Genomic DNA, 15,382 nt, shown 5'->3' on the forward strand with positions numbered 1-15,382 from the left:
GAACAACAAGGAGAAACCATGTCCAACCCAACCATCGGATTCATCGGATACGGCAACATGGCACAGGCCATTGCCGAAGGACTTGTCGCGGCAGGTGCAATCGACGGTACTGACATCGTGGCGTGCGCCGCGCATTACGACAAACTGGAGAAAACCACGGCGAAGGTTGGTGCCACACCGCTGCGCACCGCTGCCGAAGTCGCAGACGCGGCCGACGTTGTCATCATCGCCATCAAACCGTACCAGATCGAAAGCGTCATCAAACCAATCGCCGGCGCGCTCGCCAACGAAAGCACATTCGTCGTATCCATTGCGGCAGGCTGGGATCTCGCCAAATACCGTGAACTGTTCGGCGCCGATTTCGGCGCGATGCACATCCAGTGCACCATTCCGAACACGCCGATGGCCGTCGGCAAAGGCGTGCTCGTCACGGAAACCGACAACACGCTGACCGACGCGCAAAACGAGACGTTCGAAAAGCTGTTCTCATCGATCAGCCTCATCGAACGCGTCGACTCCGCGCATATGGGCATCGGCATGTGCATCGCCGGCTGCGCGCCCGCATTCACCGACATGTACATCGAGGCGCTCGGCGACGCGGGCGTGAAATACGGTCTGCAACGCGCCACCGCCTACCGTCTGGCCGCAAAGATGGTGGAAGGCGTCGGCGCACTGTACCTGGCCAACGAAACGCATCCGGGTGCCATGAAGGACGCCGTCTGCTCGCCGGGAGGCACCACCATCAAGGGCGTGGCCTCGTTGGAGGAAAGCGCGTTCCGTGGTGCCGTGATCAAAGCCGTCGACGCCATCGAAGCCTAATACTAAACTAAGGAACCATGTCTCTTACTATCGGAATCGTCGGACTGCCGAACGTCGGCAAGTCCACCATGTTCAACGCATTGACCCGTAACAACGTACTGGCGGAAAACTATCCGTTCGCCACCATCGAACCGAACACCGGCATCGTGCCATTGCCGGATGACCGTCTGCCGGTGCTTGCCAAGCTCGTGCACACGGAGAAGATCGTGCCGGCCACCGTCACCTTCGTCGACATCGCAGGCATCGTCAAGGGCGCTTCGGAAGGCGAAGGCTTGGGCAACAAGTTCCTCGCCAACATTCGCGAAGCCGACGCGATCTGCGAGGTTGTGCGTGCCTTCGAAGACGATGATATCGTGCACGTCAACGGCAAGGTCGATCCGTCCGACGACATTGAAACCATCAACACCGAGCTGATCCTCGCCGATCTGCAGACCATCGAGAACGCGCTGCCGAAGCTGGAGAAGGATCTGCGCGGCAAGAAGATCGAGCCGGCCTACATGGACGCCGTCAAGCAGGCCAAGGAGATCCTCGAAGCCGGTGAGACCATCGACAAGGCCGCCCGCGAAGGCCGCTTCGACAAGGACTCCGTCTACGACCTGCACCTGATGAGCGCCAAGCCGTTCATCTACGTGTTCAACGTGGACGATTCCGAACTGCAGAACCAGGATCTCAAGACCAAGCTCGCCGCCTCCGTGGCTCCGGCTCCGGCCATCTTCCTCAACGCGCAATTCGAAGCCGACCTGACCGAACTCGACGAGGACGACGCGCGCGAAATGCTCGCCGACGCCGGCCTTGAGGAATCCGGCCTCGACCAGCTGGCACGCGTCGGCTACGACACGCTCGGCCTGTCCACCTTCCTCACCGCAGGCGAGAAGGAAGTGCGCGCATGGCAGATCCACAAGGGCTACACCGCCCCGCAGGCCGCCGGCGTGATCCACACCGACTTCGAAAAGGGCTTCATCAAGGCCGATATCGTCTCCTATGACGATTTCGTTGCCGCCGAAGGCTCCATGACGAAGATCAAGGAGGAAGGCAAGCTCCGTCAGGAAGGCCGCGACTACGTCATGCAGGACGGCGACATCGTCGAATTCAAGTTCAATGTATCCAAGGGCAAGTAAGGTTTTCGTACTTGTCGTATAGTGCGTCAGGCGCTCGGACCGGTCGGTTCGGGCGCTTTTCGCGTAAAAGACTTGTATATCGCCGTTTTTCCTGCTAAGGGTGGAACCATGAGTACTTCACGCGCGGTTCGTGACGCGGCCAACCCGACTATGACATTGCATGACTGTCCGCTGAACGCGCGCGTTGTCGTGGACGGCATCGATTTGGACGATCGGCATCGGTTCCGCCTGTGCGAGATCGGACTGGCGCCGGGCACCGGTCTGCGGGTCGTGCAGCGGGGCGCGTTCGGCGGAAGGGTCATCGCCTTCGGCAACGAACGCGTAGCGGTGGATGGTGGTACCGCGCGCGCCGTCCGCGTACGGTTTGCGCAGGACTGGGCAGTACAGGATAGTGCCGCGCAAGACAAGACCGCACGGCATGAAGAGAACGGAAACACGCACGAATGCTGAGTCTACGAAGCCTAAGAGGTGGTGATTGCTGCCGTCCACAGGACGATTGTTGCCGGCATTGCGATTGCCGTATGGGAATGTCCGCGAATGACGGCACGCACGGCAACGCCCGCAATGATGGAATCGGCAACGACGAAATGACCAGACGCGTCGTATTCGTCGGCAATCCGAACGTCGGCAAATCCTCCATGTTCAACGCACTGCTCGGCGCGAGAACCCGCACGATGAACGCGCCCGGCACCACGGTGTCCATCACCTGCGGGCAATACCATTACGAAAAACCGAAAACAGCGGGAAACGCGCAAAACTGGCAGTTTGTGGACACCCCCGGCACATATTCTCTGGCGCCGATGAGTCCCGATGAGCAGGTCGCCGTCAACGCGCTGACCGGCATGTCAGGCATGCCCGTTCCCGACCTTGCCGTCGTGGTGCTGGACGCCACCGCGCTGTCCCGATCGCTGTACCTGCTGTCGATGGTGGTGGAGCTCGGGCTGCCCACCGTCGTGGCACTCACCATGAACGACCTCGCCGTCCGCAACGGCTGCGGCGTCGATGCGGAACGACTGTCCCATTTGCTGGACGGCATGCCGGTCGTCGCGATTGACGGACGTACCGGAGACGGCGGCAAGGCTTTGGCCGACGCGATCGCCGCAAGTTTCGAGGGAACGCCCGTTCCGCACGGGCTGACCGCACTGCCAACCGTGACAGCCGACGCCGACATGAAAACCGCCGACGGCCTGAGCGTCTGGGCCGAATTGCGGGCCGACGCACGACTCGATTGGACCGCCGGCATATTGCGCGGTCTCGACATGCATGCGGTCGACCACGTCACCTTGTCCGACCGCATCGACCGCGTGCTGCTGCACCCCGTGATTGGCGTCCTCGTCTTCCTTGCGGTGCTGTTCGTCGTGTTCCAGGCCACCACCACGCTCGCCAGCCCCATGCAGGATTGGATCGACGTGACCTTCCGCGGATGGTGCACAGATGGACTCGACCTGCTGCTCGGCCTGTTCGGACCATCCGTGAGCGGCGGCTGGCTGCGTTCGCTGCTGGTGGACGGACTGCTTGACGGCGTGGTCACCGTGCTGACGTTCATTCCGGTGATGGGCATCATGTTCCTGCTGCTGTCAATCTTGGAGGATTCCGGCTACATGGCCCGCGCCGCGTTCGTGATGGACCGTGCCATGCGCGCCTTGGGATTGGACGGTCGCGCGTTCCTGCCGATCATCGTCGGCTTCGGCTGCAATCTGCCGGCTTTGGCCGCCACACGAACCCTATCCGATTCCCGGCAACGGGTGCTTACCGGCATGCTGGTGCCGTTCGCGGCATGTTCCGCACGACTATCGGTGTTTTTGGTGCTCGCCCACGCGTTCTTCCCGAAATACGCCGGTCTCGTGGTCTTCCTCATGTACGTGGCTTCGGTCATGGTCATCCTGCTGGTCGGCGTGCTGCTGCGCCACACCATGTTCCGCGGCCTCGAACCCGAACCGTTGATGCTGGCGCTTCCCGCATACCAATGCCCGCGCGCGTTGCAGCTGGCGCGTTCGGTACTGCTGCGTCTATGGGGCTTCATCCGTGGAGCCAGCGTGATCATCATTTCAATGATCACGGCGCTGTGGCTGCTGCAGGGCATTCCGGTAACCGCCAACGCAGGCGGTTTCGCTCATGTCGACGACGTGCATGATTCCGCGTATGGCGTGCTCGCCGACGCGGTCGCTCCCGTGTTCGCGCCGGCCGGTTTCGACGACTGGCATGCCTCGGCCGCGCTGATCACGGGATTCGTGGCCAAAGAGGTCGTGGTCGGTTCGATGTCGCAGTCCTACCATGCGGACGAACCGGATGATGCGGCTTCCCAACAAGCCGGGGAGGGAACGCTGGGACAGAAGCTGCGCGCCTCGTTCGACCAGTCATCGCACGGCCACGGCAAGGCGGCGGCCATCGCCTTCCTGCTGTTCACGCTCGCCTACACGCCATGTCTTGCGACGGTCGCCGAAATGCGACGGCAGTTCGGCACGAAAGTCGCGGCGCGATCCGTCCTGCTGAGCTTGGCCGTGGCATACGTCATCGCCATCATCGCCTTCCAAACATTGCGGTTGATATGGTGAGCGGTATGGAACGGTCCGGCGCTTCCGCGCACGGATGGCGGCGCACGCCACGTACGGCTGATACATACGGCGACGGCCGGAACGGTATCGTCGCACGCATCGCCGGCGACATCGCCGCAGGATTGACGGTGCGGCAAATCGCCGACAAACGGCATCTGCCGGTCGATTTCGTGGACATGGCTGTCGAACGCGCGGACAAACGGGGGCTGCTGGCCGTGATGGACATGCGGCACGCCTGCGGAGAGACGATATGCCAGCCCGATCCTGCGTCATTGGTGTGCGCAGGATGCCCATTCAGGATATTCCCATCTTCAAGCCCGTACAATAGGCAAGGTTAACAAGACGAAGAACGATGACAGTTATCGGTTCGCAAGGGGTGACACGTATGGATTATCAGTACCAGACCACTGAACAGCCTTCCAGCCCCCGCAAGGCATGGCCGATCGTCCTTGCCGTGGTCGTGGCCCTCATCGTGGCATGCGGTGCCGGCGTGTGCGTTTACCGCAACAAGCAGCAGGAAGCATTGGCCACATGCCGGCAATCGCTCGCGGAATTCAGCTCGGCCCGCAAAGCCGTGCTCGACACTTCCGAAAACGGCAGCGAACTGCAGAAGCTGATTCGAGGCGCGCTCGGCGTGAACGACATCATCGACGCGTTCGCGGACGCGGCCACCAGCGCCGAGAACACAGTCGATACGGAAGGCTGCAAGGCGGAAGCCACCATCACGCAGCTCAATCTCGTAGCCAAAACGTTGGACGGCGCCACCGATTCCCTGAACGCCAGTCTGAAAAGCATCCAAGAGAAAAACGCCGAAACCGCGTTGCAGGATCCGAAGGCCGATTCGGATGGCGCGGCAGCCGGACAATCGTCCAATAACCCATCCGGGCAATCGAACGGAGCCTCTTCGAACAGCACTTCTTCGAACGGCACCTCCGACACGAAATCGTCGGATGAATCCAAAAAGGAACTGCAACAGTCGATCGACAAGGCAGACAAACTGGTCGACAAACTCAGCAAGGACGATTCCCTGACCCTGACCGGACGCAAACTGCTGTCCGCGCTGTCCAAGGCCGCGGACTCCGGACAGAAGCTCGTCGAAAGCGGCAACATCAAGGATTCCAAGTATTACAAGGCGGCCAAGGTCACGCTTGACGAAGCCATTGACATGGCTGACAACTGGGTGAACAGCCAGGCGGCCAAAGCGCAGTGGCATGCTCCCGCGTGTTGCTTCCGCAGCCACGTCTAAAGTTTCCTTCGGAAAGCATGACGTGAATACGACGTCGGATGTGTGGAAGCGTGTAAGGGGGGGGGCGGATGGCAGACGCGGGGCAGGAATCATCGGAAGGCATTAGCGTATCGAAGCCGGTCGCCCGCGTGATGATGCTGGTCAACGCGGCGGTATGGGGATCCGGCTACACCATGCTCAAGCATGTGCAGGAGAACATGCCGACACAGTGGATGATGTTCTTCCGCATGGCTTCGGCGGTACTGCTTATGGCCATCGTGTTTTTCCCACGTCTTCGCAGGATTCGCCTGCGCCGCTATATCGTTCCCGGTCTGATACTCGCGTTGACTTACTGGCTGGGATTCATCTTCCAGCTCAAAGGACTTGAAACCACGTCTCCCGGACGCAACAGCTTCTTCACCGACACCTATTGCGTGATGGTGCCGTTCGTGGTGTGGGCGTTCACGCGCAAACGCCCCAGCTGGCAGCATCTGGTGGCCGCGTTCGTCTGCGCGTTCGGCATTGGTCTGGTGTCGCTGAGCGGCGGCGGTGGCGCGGAACTCATGCATATGAGCTTCGGTGACGCCATGACTATCATCGGCGCGTTTTTCTTCGCGTTGAATCTGGTTTTGGTTGGTTTCATCGGCAAGGATTTCGACGCGATCGCGCTGATGCTTGCCGAATTCGTGTGGTGCGCCCTGCTGTTCGGCGCTGGCGCGGTGCTTACCGAAGGCGGACCGTCCATGGCTTGGGCGCGGTGGGACATCGTGCTGTGCATCGCCTACCTGGTGGTCGGCTCCACGGTGATCGCCCAAGTGTTTCAAACCATCGCCATACAGAATCTGCCCACTTCCGAGGCGTCCGTGATCTTAAGCACGGAATGCATCTTCGCCATGCTGGTATCCGTGATTTTCACCGGCGAAACGCTGACCGTGCCGTCGTTATGCGGTTTCGCGCTGATTTTCGGTGCGATTCTGCTGTCCGAAATCCAACTGCCCTCCGCAAAACGACAGCGTGGCACAACGGAAGGCGATTAGAAGAACAGCGCCGCGATTCCCGCCGCGAAGCACATGAGCAGCACGGACGTGAGGAAGCTCGCCAGGAACGCCTTCTGTCCCTTCTTCGCGATGGCGCTGAAATTCACATTGATGCCGAGCGCCGCCATGGCCATGCCGAGCACGATGTAGGCGAAGTCCACCAGATTCGGTGCGATGGCGTCGATGAACGGCACGAACGTGCCGATGATGGAAGCGCCGATGAAACCGAGCATGAACCACGGGAACGACACTTTGCGTTTGCCGTCGGCCGGCATTTCGGAATGGTTTCTGTCCCACCAGATGGCGATGATGATGGCCGCGAACACCAGCATCAGCACGCGGGAAAGCTTCATGATGGTGGCGATGCCCACCGCGCCGAACGCGTCGCCGGCGGCCACGGCATGGGCGATTTCGTGCAGGGACGCGCCAGCGGTGATGCCCAACTGCGTCTTGCTCAGGCCCGTCAACGGCCCAAGGGCGATTTCCAGCAATGCGAAGATGGTGCCCATGATGGCGATGATGGCCACGGCCATCACCTCATTGTTGGCCTTCTCATCCTCTTTTTCCGGCGGCACCTTGATGGAGCCGGACAATCCCATGACGGCTGCCGCGCCACAGATGCCGGTACCGCCCGCCACGAGAATGGCGAGCTGCGGATCGACGCCAAGCTTGCGTGCGATGTTGTAGCACACCACGATGGTGAGCGTCACCACCACTGCCGCGATCGGCAGACACTTGATACCCTGCGTGAACAGCACCGTCAGATTGAGCTTGAAGCCAAGCAGGATGATGCCCAGGCGAAGCAGCTTGTTCGAAATGAGCCCGGCCGCATCCTTCACACCGGCCTTATGTTCGGCGGAACGGCTCGAATACCATTTGCGGATCGGGAACTGCGCGACCATGCCGATGAGCAGAGCGATGATCAACGCGCCGAACAGGCTGAATCCCGGAAACTGCTTGAGCCACGAAGCCACCAGAGAGGCCGCCAACGTGACGATGCCAATGAACGCCATTTCCTTGGTGGCTATGCGAGTCCACCATTTCTTGCAAAAATCAATCACGAGCGTCAAGTGTTCCGGTTCATGCGGACAAGCCGGCCGGATGGGGAGACGCGCGCGGGAATCCATATTTTGCAACATATCTCGAACGGGTTTGAGGTCTGTTTGCTTCAAGTCGGGTTTAAGTTGGTACGCTGGAGATGCAAGCCAAAAACACAGGCAGAATCAAGGAGGGTCAAGATGCAATTCGAAGCCTCGCGACTGGAAGGACTGGAACACCGCACCGACGCGCAGTCCGCACCGGAAGTGTTCTTCACGCCGATCATCACACCGGAAAGCCTCGTCGCCGCCTACCATGCGCTCGGACGCAAGCCGGAAGGCAAAACGGCCATCAAAGTCCATTCCGGCGAATCGGAAAAATCCAATAATCTCAATCCTTCGCTCGTCAAGGACCTCGTGCAGGAGATCGGCGGCACGCTCGTGGAATGCTCTACCGCATACGACGGCAATCGTGAAACCCCCGAAAAAAGCCTTGCCACGTTCAAAAAGCACGGATACGCCGATCTTGCGCCAATCCAGATCATGGACATGGGCGGTGAAATCGAGATCCCGGTGGCCAAGCACCGCCACATCGCCTACGACATCGTCGGCAAGCATATCGACGACTACGATTCCATTTTCGTGCTGTCGCATTTCAAAGGCCATCCGATGGGAGGCTTCGGCGGCGCGCTCAAAAACGTGTCCATCGGCATAGCCTCGTCGAACGGCAAACGCTGGATCCATTCCGCCGGCGTCACCAAGGACAAGTGGGTGGAAACTCCTCAGGATGCATTCCTCGAATCGATGGCCGAAGCCGATGAGGCCGTGATCAGCCACATGCATGGCAAGATGATGTATCTGAACGTCATGAACCGCCTGTCGGTGGATTGCGACTGCCTGCCCTCCCCGACGGAACCGGACATGCATGACATCGGCGTGCTGTCCTCGCTCGACCCGGTGGCACTCGACCAGGTATGCGTCGACCTCATCCACACCGACCCCGACGGAGCGTCCGTCACCGAACGCATCGCCTCGCTCCACGGCGAACACATCCTCGAATACGCCGAGGAACTTGGCATCGGTTCGCGCGCGTACCGTCTGACCGTACTCGACTGACGGCGAACGCAATGGTCACGAAACCCGCGAAGCCTACGGAAGCCAGCATCGCAATCGCACGTATCGAAACGTTGCTTGCCGAACGCGATTGTGTGTTCGTCGCAATCGACGGGCCATGCGCATCCGGCAAAACCACGTTTGCCGCGATGCTCAACAGGCGTTTCGGCGGCAACGTGCTGCACATGGACGATTTCTTCCTCCGTCCCGAACAGCGCACGCCGGAACGTTTCGCCGAACCCGGCGGCAACGTGGACCGTGAACGGTTCGAAACGGAAGTGTTGGCACCGCTCGCCGCCGGACAAGCCGCGCAATACCGGCCATGGGATTGCCATACAGGCGATTTCGCCGTCGCGTACGCCGTCGAACCGGCCCAGCTGACCATTGTGGAAGGCAGCTACAGCATGCACCCCGCCTTGCGGGGGTATTACGATTGCATGATCTGTCTTGCGGTCGATCCTGCCGAACAGTTGCGTCGGCTCGAACGACGCAATCCACGCATGTTGCAACGATTCGTCGACGAGTGGATTCCGTTGGAAAACCGCTATTTCGAAGCGACCAATATCCAAGCCGTCGCCGATTTGCTGGTCGACACCGCGCTGTCGGACGGTGGGTCGGTCGTCGAGCCGGCCAATACGTGACATATCCGCATATCCGGAAGAAAAGAACAAAAATCAAGGAGAATACAAAATGTCTGATTCCGCAACCATGCCCGCGGCCGCCCTGCGCCGCACCGACCTGCCGAAACTGAGTCTCGGCACCAAGACAGCAGCCACCCTGCTCGCCATCGTCGCAGCGGTCGTGCTGCCGCAACTGTTCCACGTCATCGGCGCCGTCTCCGGACAGGGAACCATGTTGGGCGTCGCGTTCCTGCCGATGCATCTGCCGATCATCTTCGTCGGCCTGATCGCGGGCCCCGCCGTCGGCGCGATCGCCGGCGCCGCCGCTCCGCTCGTGAGCTTCCTGCTGTCCGGCATGCCGATGCTGGCGATGCTGCCGCTCATGATGGTCGAACTGTGCGCATACGGCCTGGTGGCCGGTCTGCTGCGCGGCATCAAGCTGCCGAGCCTGGCGAAGGTGGTCATCGCACAGCTCGCCGGACGTGTGGTGCTGACCGCAGCCACCGCGATCGCCGTGTTCGCGTTCGGTTCCAGCAAGGCCATCGCCGCCACATGGACGAGCGACCTGGCCGCCGGCCTGCCCGGTCTCGCGCTGCAGTGGGCCCTGATTCCGCTCGCCGCCTACTGGACCGAGTCGCTGATCGCCAAGCGCAACCACTGATATGACGTTTGCCCGGCCACGTTCTGGGCAAACGCGTGATATGCGGGAGCCGAGCCGTTAAGCTTGGCTCCCGTTACTTATAGGAGGACTACGTAGGAGTTTTACGAAGGGGAAGCAGTCATGATCGCAGGAGTGTCCATCACCACTTTGCTGCTGGTGCTCGCAGCCGGCATCGGGGCGGGATTCGTCGGATACGCGGTAGGCGCGTCCTCGCTGATCTCCTATCCTGCGCTGCTGGCGTTCGGCATTCCGCCCGTGCTGTCCAACACCACGAACACGGTGGGCGTATGTGGCACCGGCATTGGCGGCCTGCTCTCCGCCCGCAAGGAGCTCAAAGGCCAAGGCAGACGCGTGGCCGTCTACGCCTGCATCGGCCTGGTCGGCGGCATCATCGGCGGCCTGCTGCTGCTCGAACTGCCGGCGAAGGTCTTCGAATTCGCCGTGCCGCCGCTCATCCTGTTCAGCGCGCTTATCATCGCGCTCAACCCACGTAAGAAAGCCGCCGCGCGCGACGCCGTGGCGCAGGCGCTGCCGCAATCGCATCAAGGTGAGCGGGCCGCACGAATCGCCAGCAAAACGGCGGACGGCACATTGCGCAACGATCCATGGTGGCTGTGGGCGGGCGTGAGTTTCGTCGGCGTGTATTCCGGCTATTTCGGCGCCGCCGCCGGCACGCTCGCCCTGGCCATCCTCGACTTGGGCAAAATCGGCCCGTTCCACCAGATCAACGCGTTGAAAACCGTGGTCGGTTTCGGCGCGAACATCTCCGCCGCGATCATGTTCATCATCCGCGGTTCCGTCGATTGGCCGTTCGCCATCATGATGTGCCTCGGCTGCACCATCGGCAGCGCGATCGCACCGCCCGTCACCCGGCATATTCCGGAGAACATCATGCGTGCCGCCGCCGTGCTGACCGGCATCATCCTCGCCGCGAAACTCGGCTGGAGCACCTACTTCTAAATTTTCTAAAATAAGATGTGCGGATTGCCGGAATCTAAGCGACAGGGGGAGAAACATGGCGGTTGTTGACGAGGCGAAACTGCGGTATCTCGACTTTCTTTCGCGTGAGGACCGAGTACGCCACCACCGGTACGTCGAGGAAATGAAGCAATACGACATGATGCGTTCCGGCGACATCAACGCCATCGCCGAAAGCACACGTCTGTGGAACTCCGGACTGTACGGCTACCTGTCGGACGATCCGCTCAAAAACGCGAAATACCGGTTCGTCACCACCATCACGCTCGCCACACGTTTCGCCATCGAAGGCGGTATGGACGAGGAGGACGCCTACAACGCCTCCGACCTGTACATCCAGAACCTGGAAAACTGCAAAACGCCCGACGACGTGCGCCGCCTGCACACCGACATGATGACATTCTTCACATGGGCCATGGCCGACATGCAGAAGGCGGAAACACATTCCAAAGCCGTCAACGAATGCCTGGACTACATCCACTACCATCTGCATGAGAAAATCACCGTGCCCATCCTCGCCGAGCATGTGCATCTGAATCCCACGTATCTGTCGGAGCTGTTCAAACGCGAAACGGGCACGGCCATATCGCAATACATCACCGACAAGCGTATGGAAGCGGCCGAGAACATGCTCAAATACTCGGAATACAGCTTCGACGAGATCGCCCAGATCCTCGCATACCGGTCGCAAAGCCACTTCTCGAAGGTGTTCAAAAAACATTCCGGCATGACGCCGGGGGAGTACCGCACCAAGTACGCGCAGAACGGCATCTGGCCGGAGTGATTGCGATCACGGCGTCTACCACGCCGGTTGCGGTGAACCGCCGGTGACGGCACCGCGAAATTCGGGTGTGCCAATCGTGAAATCGACGTGTCCGCGCGTGCGAAACACGCGCGAATCAGCTACGGTGGAAGCATTCAATGATGATGCGCGCCACCGGCCGAATGAACGGCGGAACAAGGAACGTGCGCGCAGGATGTGGATGAAAGCGAAGGAATAAACGGATATGGGAATGCCCCTTGATTTGTATGTGATTCGACATGGCGAATCCGAAGCGAACGTGATTATCAGTGCCGGTGAACAGGGTGACAACTCGCTGTATACGCAGGACAACGTCACCGTGCCCGACCGTTCGTGGAGGCTTACGGCCACCGGCCGCAAGCAGGCGGACTGCATCGGCCGCTGGCTGGTCTCACAGCAGCCGTTGTTCGACCGCTACCTCGTTTCGCCGTACGTGCGCACGCGTGAGACGGCTGCCACGATGGCCCTGCCTAAGGCGAAATGGGAGGAGACACGCGTGCTGCGCGAACGCTCCTGGGGTGAGATCAATACCATCACGAAAGACGATTTCAAAACCAATTACGCGCGCAACTGGATGTTCAAGAACACTGATCCACTGTATTGGCGTCCGCCGGCGGGCGAATCGATCGCCGATGTGGCCGAAAACCGCGTGCATAATCTGCTCACATCCCTGAACCGCAAGTCGGACGCAGAATCCGTGGTGATGGTCAGTCACGGCGACCTCATGCTGGCGCTTATGCTCACTTTGGAGGACTTGTCCGACGAGGAATTCATGCACCGTGCGGCGTCCGACGAATGGAAGATCACTAATTGTACGTGCTTCCATTATTCGCGCCGTGATCCGGCGACCGGGCGTACGCATAAGCGGTTCTGTTGGGAGCAGACCGCCCGCCCGGTGTTCGACGATGCGGAAGGTCGTTGGGCGGTGAAAGTGGACGATTGGCGTGAATTCAAGCGTCCAGTGCTGTCGAATGGCGATTTGGTGGACGTTGTTCATGCGGTTGACCGTCACTTGTGATGTGTGTTGGTCTGTTGATTGCATGATCGGATTGGCTGATATCGACGATTGATGCCCCCATCTCGCGTGCGCAACGCGCCCGTGTCCACGCCCCACTACAATGGCTGTGACACGCGGCGCGTTTTTGCTTGCCGCGCAAGAGAGTTAAGGAGACAATCGTATGTCCAATCTGTTCACGTGGAAGCTCCACGGCGACGGCAAAACGCTGAAGCCCGGCGAGGTCGTCGAACCTGACGAGAGGCTGACCTGGCCGCGCACCGCGGAAATCGGCGCGCAGCACGTCATCGCCATGTTCGGCGCCACGTTCCTGGTGCCGATTCTGACCGGTTTCGACCCATCCACCACCCTGTTCTTCACGGCCATGTCGACCGCGCTGTTCCTGCTGATCAACAAGAACATGCTGCCGAGCTACCTGGGCTCGTCCTTCGGCTTCATCGCCCCGATCGCGGCCGTCGCCAGCGCCCACAAGGGCCTCGCCGTCGCATCCTTCGGCATCATGGTCACCGGCATCCTGCTGGCCCTGATCGGTGTGCTCGTCCATTACGCGGGCGCCAAGTGGATCGACATCATCATGCCGCCGGTCGTCAACGGCGCCATCGTGGCCATCATCGGCTTCAACCTGGCTCCGAGCGTGTGGAACAACTTCAAAGTCGCTCCCGACACCGCCATCGTCACCCTCGTCGCGGTGCTGCTCGTCGCAGTGCTGTTCAAGGGTCTGCTCGGCCGACTCAACATCCTCATCGGCGTGATCATCGGCTACGCGTACGCCTGCTTCCGTGGCCAGGTCGACTTCTCAGCCATCGGCAAGGCCGCATGGGTCGGTCTGCCGGAATTCCGTCTGCCGCAGGTCGACTTCACCATCCTGCCGATGTTCATCCCGGTCGTGCTCGTACTCGTTGCCGAAAACGTCGGCCACGTCAAGTCCGTCTCCCAGATGACCGGCCGCGACTATGACGACCAGATCGGCACCGCGCTGTTCGCCGACGGTCTCGGCACCACCATCGCCGGTTTCGGCGGCGGCTCCGGCACCACCACCTACGGCGAGAACATCGGCGTGATGGCCGCCACCAAGGTCTACTCGACCGCCGCATACTGGTGCGCCGCCGCGTTCGCGCTGATCCTGAGCCTGTGCCCGAAGTTCGGCGCCATCATCAACACCATCCCCGCCGGCGTGCTCGGCGGCGTGACCACCCTGCTGTACGGCATGATCGGCATGGTCGGCATCCGCATCTGGGTTGAGAACAAGGTCAACTTCGACAAGCCGGTCAACGTCATGGTGGCCGCCATCACCATGATCATCGCCGTCGGCCAGTTCGAGTTCGCCTTCAACGGCATCTCCTTCAACGGCATCGCCATCGGCACCGTCGTCATCCTCGTCGCCTACCACGGCCTGAAGGCCATCGGCAAGGCGACCGGCACCATCGCCAAGGACGATCCGGACATCCTGTAACGGATCGCATCTCACGCTGGCTAGTTCAACGCCCGTCGGCCAAAAAGGTCGGCGGGCGTTTTTCATTGCCGTTTTCGTCAATCGATTGACGTGTTGCGTCGCATACGTTTTATGATGGTATCTGTAAGCGATTGCGCAATGTGGCAAAGGAGGCAACATGAGCACTGCGGCAGGAAAGAAAATCGCGATTGTGACCGGTTCCGCGCTTGGCTTGGGATATGAGCTGGCACGTCAGCTGATCGGCAAAGGCTGGTTCGTGGCCGGCATCGATTTCAACACGGCCCGTCAGGAGGAACTGTCCCGCACGTTCGGCGCGGACGAATACCGCGCCTTCGTCGGCGACATCAGCGACGAGGCGTTCGTGAAGGACTCCGTCGCGGCCATCAAGGAGATCGGCCACATCGACCTGCTCATCAACAACGCGGGACAGCCGTCGTTCAAAAAGCCGGTCGACTACGAGGCCGCCGACGTGGACAAGTGCCTTAAGGGGCTCAAAGGCATGATTCTGTGGAGCGTCGAAACATTGAAGGCCGACGGCGAGCAGGACCTCAAAATCGCCAATGTCATGTCCACCGCCGCCACACGCGGCAACGCCAACGAATCCGTCTACTGCGCCACCAAGTGGGGTGAGAAGGGGTATACGACAAGCCTCAAGGCGGCCTACAAGGGAACCAGTGTGAAGGTTGTGGGCGTGTATCCGGGAGGCATCGACACCGACTTCTACCATGACAGCCACGATTACGTGTCGTTGGACAAGCAGCATTCCTTCATGAGCGCCGCGGAACTGGCCGAAGTAGTGCTATTCAACCTCGTCAACGACGCGAATCTGACGGTTTCCGACATCCTCATCGAACGCAACTACCGGTAGCGTCGGCCACCAGTCACAGCCAAGGCAAAAGTATCGGGCATGGGCTACTGTTAACAGGTTTGCGCAACGTGCGCAATGTTT

At 60.5% G+C, this 15,382-nt stretch carries 16 protein-coding genes; 15 read left to right on the forward strand and 1 reads right to left on the reverse strand.

The genetic code is table 11. The annotated features are described in order from the left end of the window. Positions 1-18 precede the first annotated feature (18 nt). The 7 genes from proC to BAD_RS03265 all read left to right on the forward strand — a co-directional run bounded on the left by proC (position 19) and on the right by BAD_RS03265 (position 6,754). Positions 19-819, forward strand: a complete 801-nt coding sequence (gene proC, locus BAD_RS03235) for a pyrroline-5-carboxylate reductase (protein ID WP_011743042.1) — start codon at positions 19-21, stop codon at positions 817-819. Between the two features lie 17 nt (positions 820-836). Then, positions 837-1,937: a redox-regulated ATPase YchF gene (gene ychF / locus BAD_RS03240; protein ID WP_011743043.1), complete on the forward strand. Its 1,101-nt coding sequence runs from the start codon at positions 837-839 to the stop codon at positions 1,935-1,937. A 108-nt stretch (positions 1,938-2,045) separates the two neighbouring features. After that, entirely contained in the window at positions 2,046-2,387 is a 342-nt protein-coding gene (locus BAD_RS08620) for a FeoA family protein (RefSeq protein WP_050731449.1), read from the forward strand. Positions 2,388-2,524: 137 nt separating this feature from the next. Then, positions 2,525-4,492 (forward strand): ferrous iron transport protein B, encoded by a 1,968-nt coding sequence (gene feoB / locus BAD_RS03250; protein WP_011743045.1) that lies wholly within the window; start codon positions 2,525-2,527, stop codon positions 4,490-4,492. A 5-nt stretch (positions 4,493-4,497) separates the two neighbouring features. Beyond that, a complete protein-coding gene (locus tag BAD_RS03255; RefSeq protein WP_011743046.1) occupies positions 4,498-4,830 on the forward strand; it encodes a hypothetical protein in 333 nt (110 codons plus the stop codon). Positions 4,831-4,877: 47 nt separating this feature from the next. After that, the gene (locus BAD_RS03260; RefSeq protein ID WP_050731450.1) at positions 4,878-5,738 is read left to right on the forward strand and encodes a hypothetical protein; all 861 of its coding nucleotides are present in this window, start codon (positions 4,878-4,880) and stop codon (positions 5,736-5,738) included. Positions 5,739-5,806: 68 nt separating this feature from the next. Beyond that, complete coding sequence (locus tag BAD_RS03265; RefSeq protein ID WP_011743048.1) at positions 5,807-6,754, forward strand: DMT family transporter; 948 nt, start codon at positions 5,807-5,809, stop codon at positions 6,752-6,754. Here BAD_RS03265 and BAD_RS03270 read toward each other — a convergent pair. Further along, on the reverse strand, positions 6,751-7,815 hold the full coding sequence (locus tag BAD_RS03270; RefSeq protein ID WP_041777492.1) for a YeiH family protein: 1,065 nt from the start codon (positions 7,813-7,815) through the stop codon (positions 6,751-6,753). The genes BAD_RS03265 and BAD_RS03270 overlap by 4 nt on opposite strands. Before the next feature lie 177 nt (positions 7,816-7,992). Here BAD_RS03270 and BAD_RS03275 point away from each other — a divergent pair, with 177 nt between their 5' ends. The 8 genes from BAD_RS03275 to BAD_RS03310 all read left to right on the forward strand — a co-directional run bounded on the left by BAD_RS03275 (position 7,993) and on the right by BAD_RS03310 (position 15,301). Then, positions 7,993-8,907, forward strand: coding sequence for a DUF362 domain-containing protein (locus BAD_RS03275; protein WP_041777278.1), 915 nt, complete (start codon positions 7,993-7,995; stop codon positions 8,905-8,907). An 11-nt stretch (positions 8,908-8,918) separates the two neighbouring features. Then, on the forward strand, positions 8,919-9,545 hold the full coding sequence (locus BAD_RS03280) for a uridine kinase family protein (protein WP_041777279.1): 627 nt from the start codon (positions 8,919-8,921) through the stop codon (positions 9,543-9,545). 49 nt (positions 9,546-9,594) lie between these two features. Continuing rightward, positions 9,595-10,185 (forward strand): hypothetical protein, encoded by a 591-nt coding sequence (locus tag BAD_RS03285; RefSeq protein WP_003808861.1) that lies wholly within the window; start codon positions 9,595-9,597, stop codon positions 10,183-10,185. A 120-nt stretch (positions 10,186-10,305) separates the two neighbouring features. Beyond that, positions 10,306-11,145, forward strand: a complete 840-nt coding sequence (locus BAD_RS03290; RefSeq protein ID WP_011743052.1) for a sulfite exporter TauE/SafE family protein — start codon at positions 10,306-10,308, stop codon at positions 11,143-11,145. Between the two features lie 55 nt (positions 11,146-11,200). Further along, positions 11,201-11,947: a helix-turn-helix domain-containing protein gene (locus tag BAD_RS03295; protein ID WP_011743053.1), complete on the forward strand. Its 747-nt coding sequence runs from the start codon at positions 11,201-11,203 to the stop codon at positions 11,945-11,947. 223 nt (positions 11,948-12,170) lie between these two features. Beyond that, complete coding sequence (locus BAD_RS03300; RefSeq protein ID WP_003835331.1) at positions 12,171-12,983, forward strand: histidine phosphatase family protein; 813 nt, start codon at positions 12,171-12,173, stop codon at positions 12,981-12,983. Between the two features lie 160 nt (positions 12,984-13,143). Further along, positions 13,144-14,433: a uracil-xanthine permease family protein gene (locus BAD_RS03305; protein ID WP_011743054.1), complete on the forward strand. Its 1,290-nt coding sequence runs from the start codon at positions 13,144-13,146 to the stop codon at positions 14,431-14,433. A 157-nt stretch (positions 14,434-14,590) separates the two neighbouring features. Further along, positions 14,591-15,301, forward strand: coding sequence for an SDR family NAD(P)-dependent oxidoreductase (locus BAD_RS03310; protein ID WP_003808901.1), 711 nt, complete (start codon positions 14,591-14,593; stop codon positions 15,299-15,301). Positions 15,302-15,382: the final 81 nt, after the last annotated feature.

This window comes from Bifidobacterium adolescentis ATCC 15703, from assembly GCF_000010425.1.
GTDB classification, from domain to species: domain Bacteria; phylum Actinomycetota; class Actinomycetes; order Actinomycetales; family Bifidobacteriaceae; genus Bifidobacterium; species Bifidobacterium adolescentis.

Bases quoted from the DNA above. Each gene is read 5' to 3' on its own strand.
- BAD_RS03310 (WP_003808901.1), top strand. From the start codon at position 14,591: ATGAGCACTGCGGCAGGAAAGAAAATCGCGATTGTGACCGGTTCCGCG.
- proC (WP_011743042.1), top strand. From the start codon at position 19: ATGTCCAACCCAACCATCGGATTCATCGGATACGGCAACATGGCACAG.
- BAD_RS08620 (WP_050731449.1), top strand. From the start codon at position 2,046: ATGAGTACTTCACGCGCGGTTCGTGACGCGGCCAACCCGACTATGACA.
- BAD_RS03290 (WP_011743052.1), top strand. From the start codon at position 10,306: ATGATCGCAGGAGTGTCCATCACCACTTTGCTGCTGGTGCTCGCAGCC.
- BAD_RS03300 (WP_003835331.1), top strand. From the start codon at position 12,171: ATGGGAATGCCCCTTGATTTGTATGTGATTCGACATGGCGAATCCGAA.
- BAD_RS03280 (WP_041777279.1), top strand. From the start codon at position 8,919: ATGGTCACGAAACCCGCGAAGCCTACGGAAGCCAGCATCGCAATCGCA.
- BAD_RS03285 (WP_003808861.1), top strand. From the start codon at position 9,595: ATGTCTGATTCCGCAACCATGCCCGCGGCCGCCCTGCGCCGCACCGAC.
- BAD_RS03305 (WP_011743054.1), top strand. From the start codon at position 13,144: ATGTCCAATCTGTTCACGTGGAAGCTCCACGGCGACGGCAAAACGCTG.
- BAD_RS03260 (WP_050731450.1), top strand. From the start codon at position 4,878: ATGGATTATCAGTACCAGACCACTGAACAGCCTTCCAGCCCCCGCAAG.
- BAD_RS03275 (WP_041777278.1), top strand. From the start codon at position 7,993: ATGCAATTCGAAGCCTCGCGACTGGAAGGACTGGAACACCGCACCGAC.
- BAD_RS03255 (WP_011743046.1), top strand. From the start codon at position 4,498: ATGGAACGGTCCGGCGCTTCCGCGCACGGATGGCGGCGCACGCCACGT.
- BAD_RS03295 (WP_011743053.1), top strand. From the start codon at position 11,201: ATGGCGGTTGTTGACGAGGCGAAACTGCGGTATCTCGACTTTCTTTCG.
- BAD_RS03265 (WP_011743048.1), top strand. From the start codon at position 5,807: ATGGCAGACGCGGGGCAGGAATCATCGGAAGGCATTAGCGTATCGAAG.
- feoB (WP_011743045.1), top strand. From the start codon at position 2,525: ATGACCAGACGCGTCGTATTCGTCGGCAATCCGAACGTCGGCAAATCC.
- ychF (WP_011743043.1), top strand. From the start codon at position 837: ATGTCTCTTACTATCGGAATCGTCGGACTGCCGAACGTCGGCAAGTCC.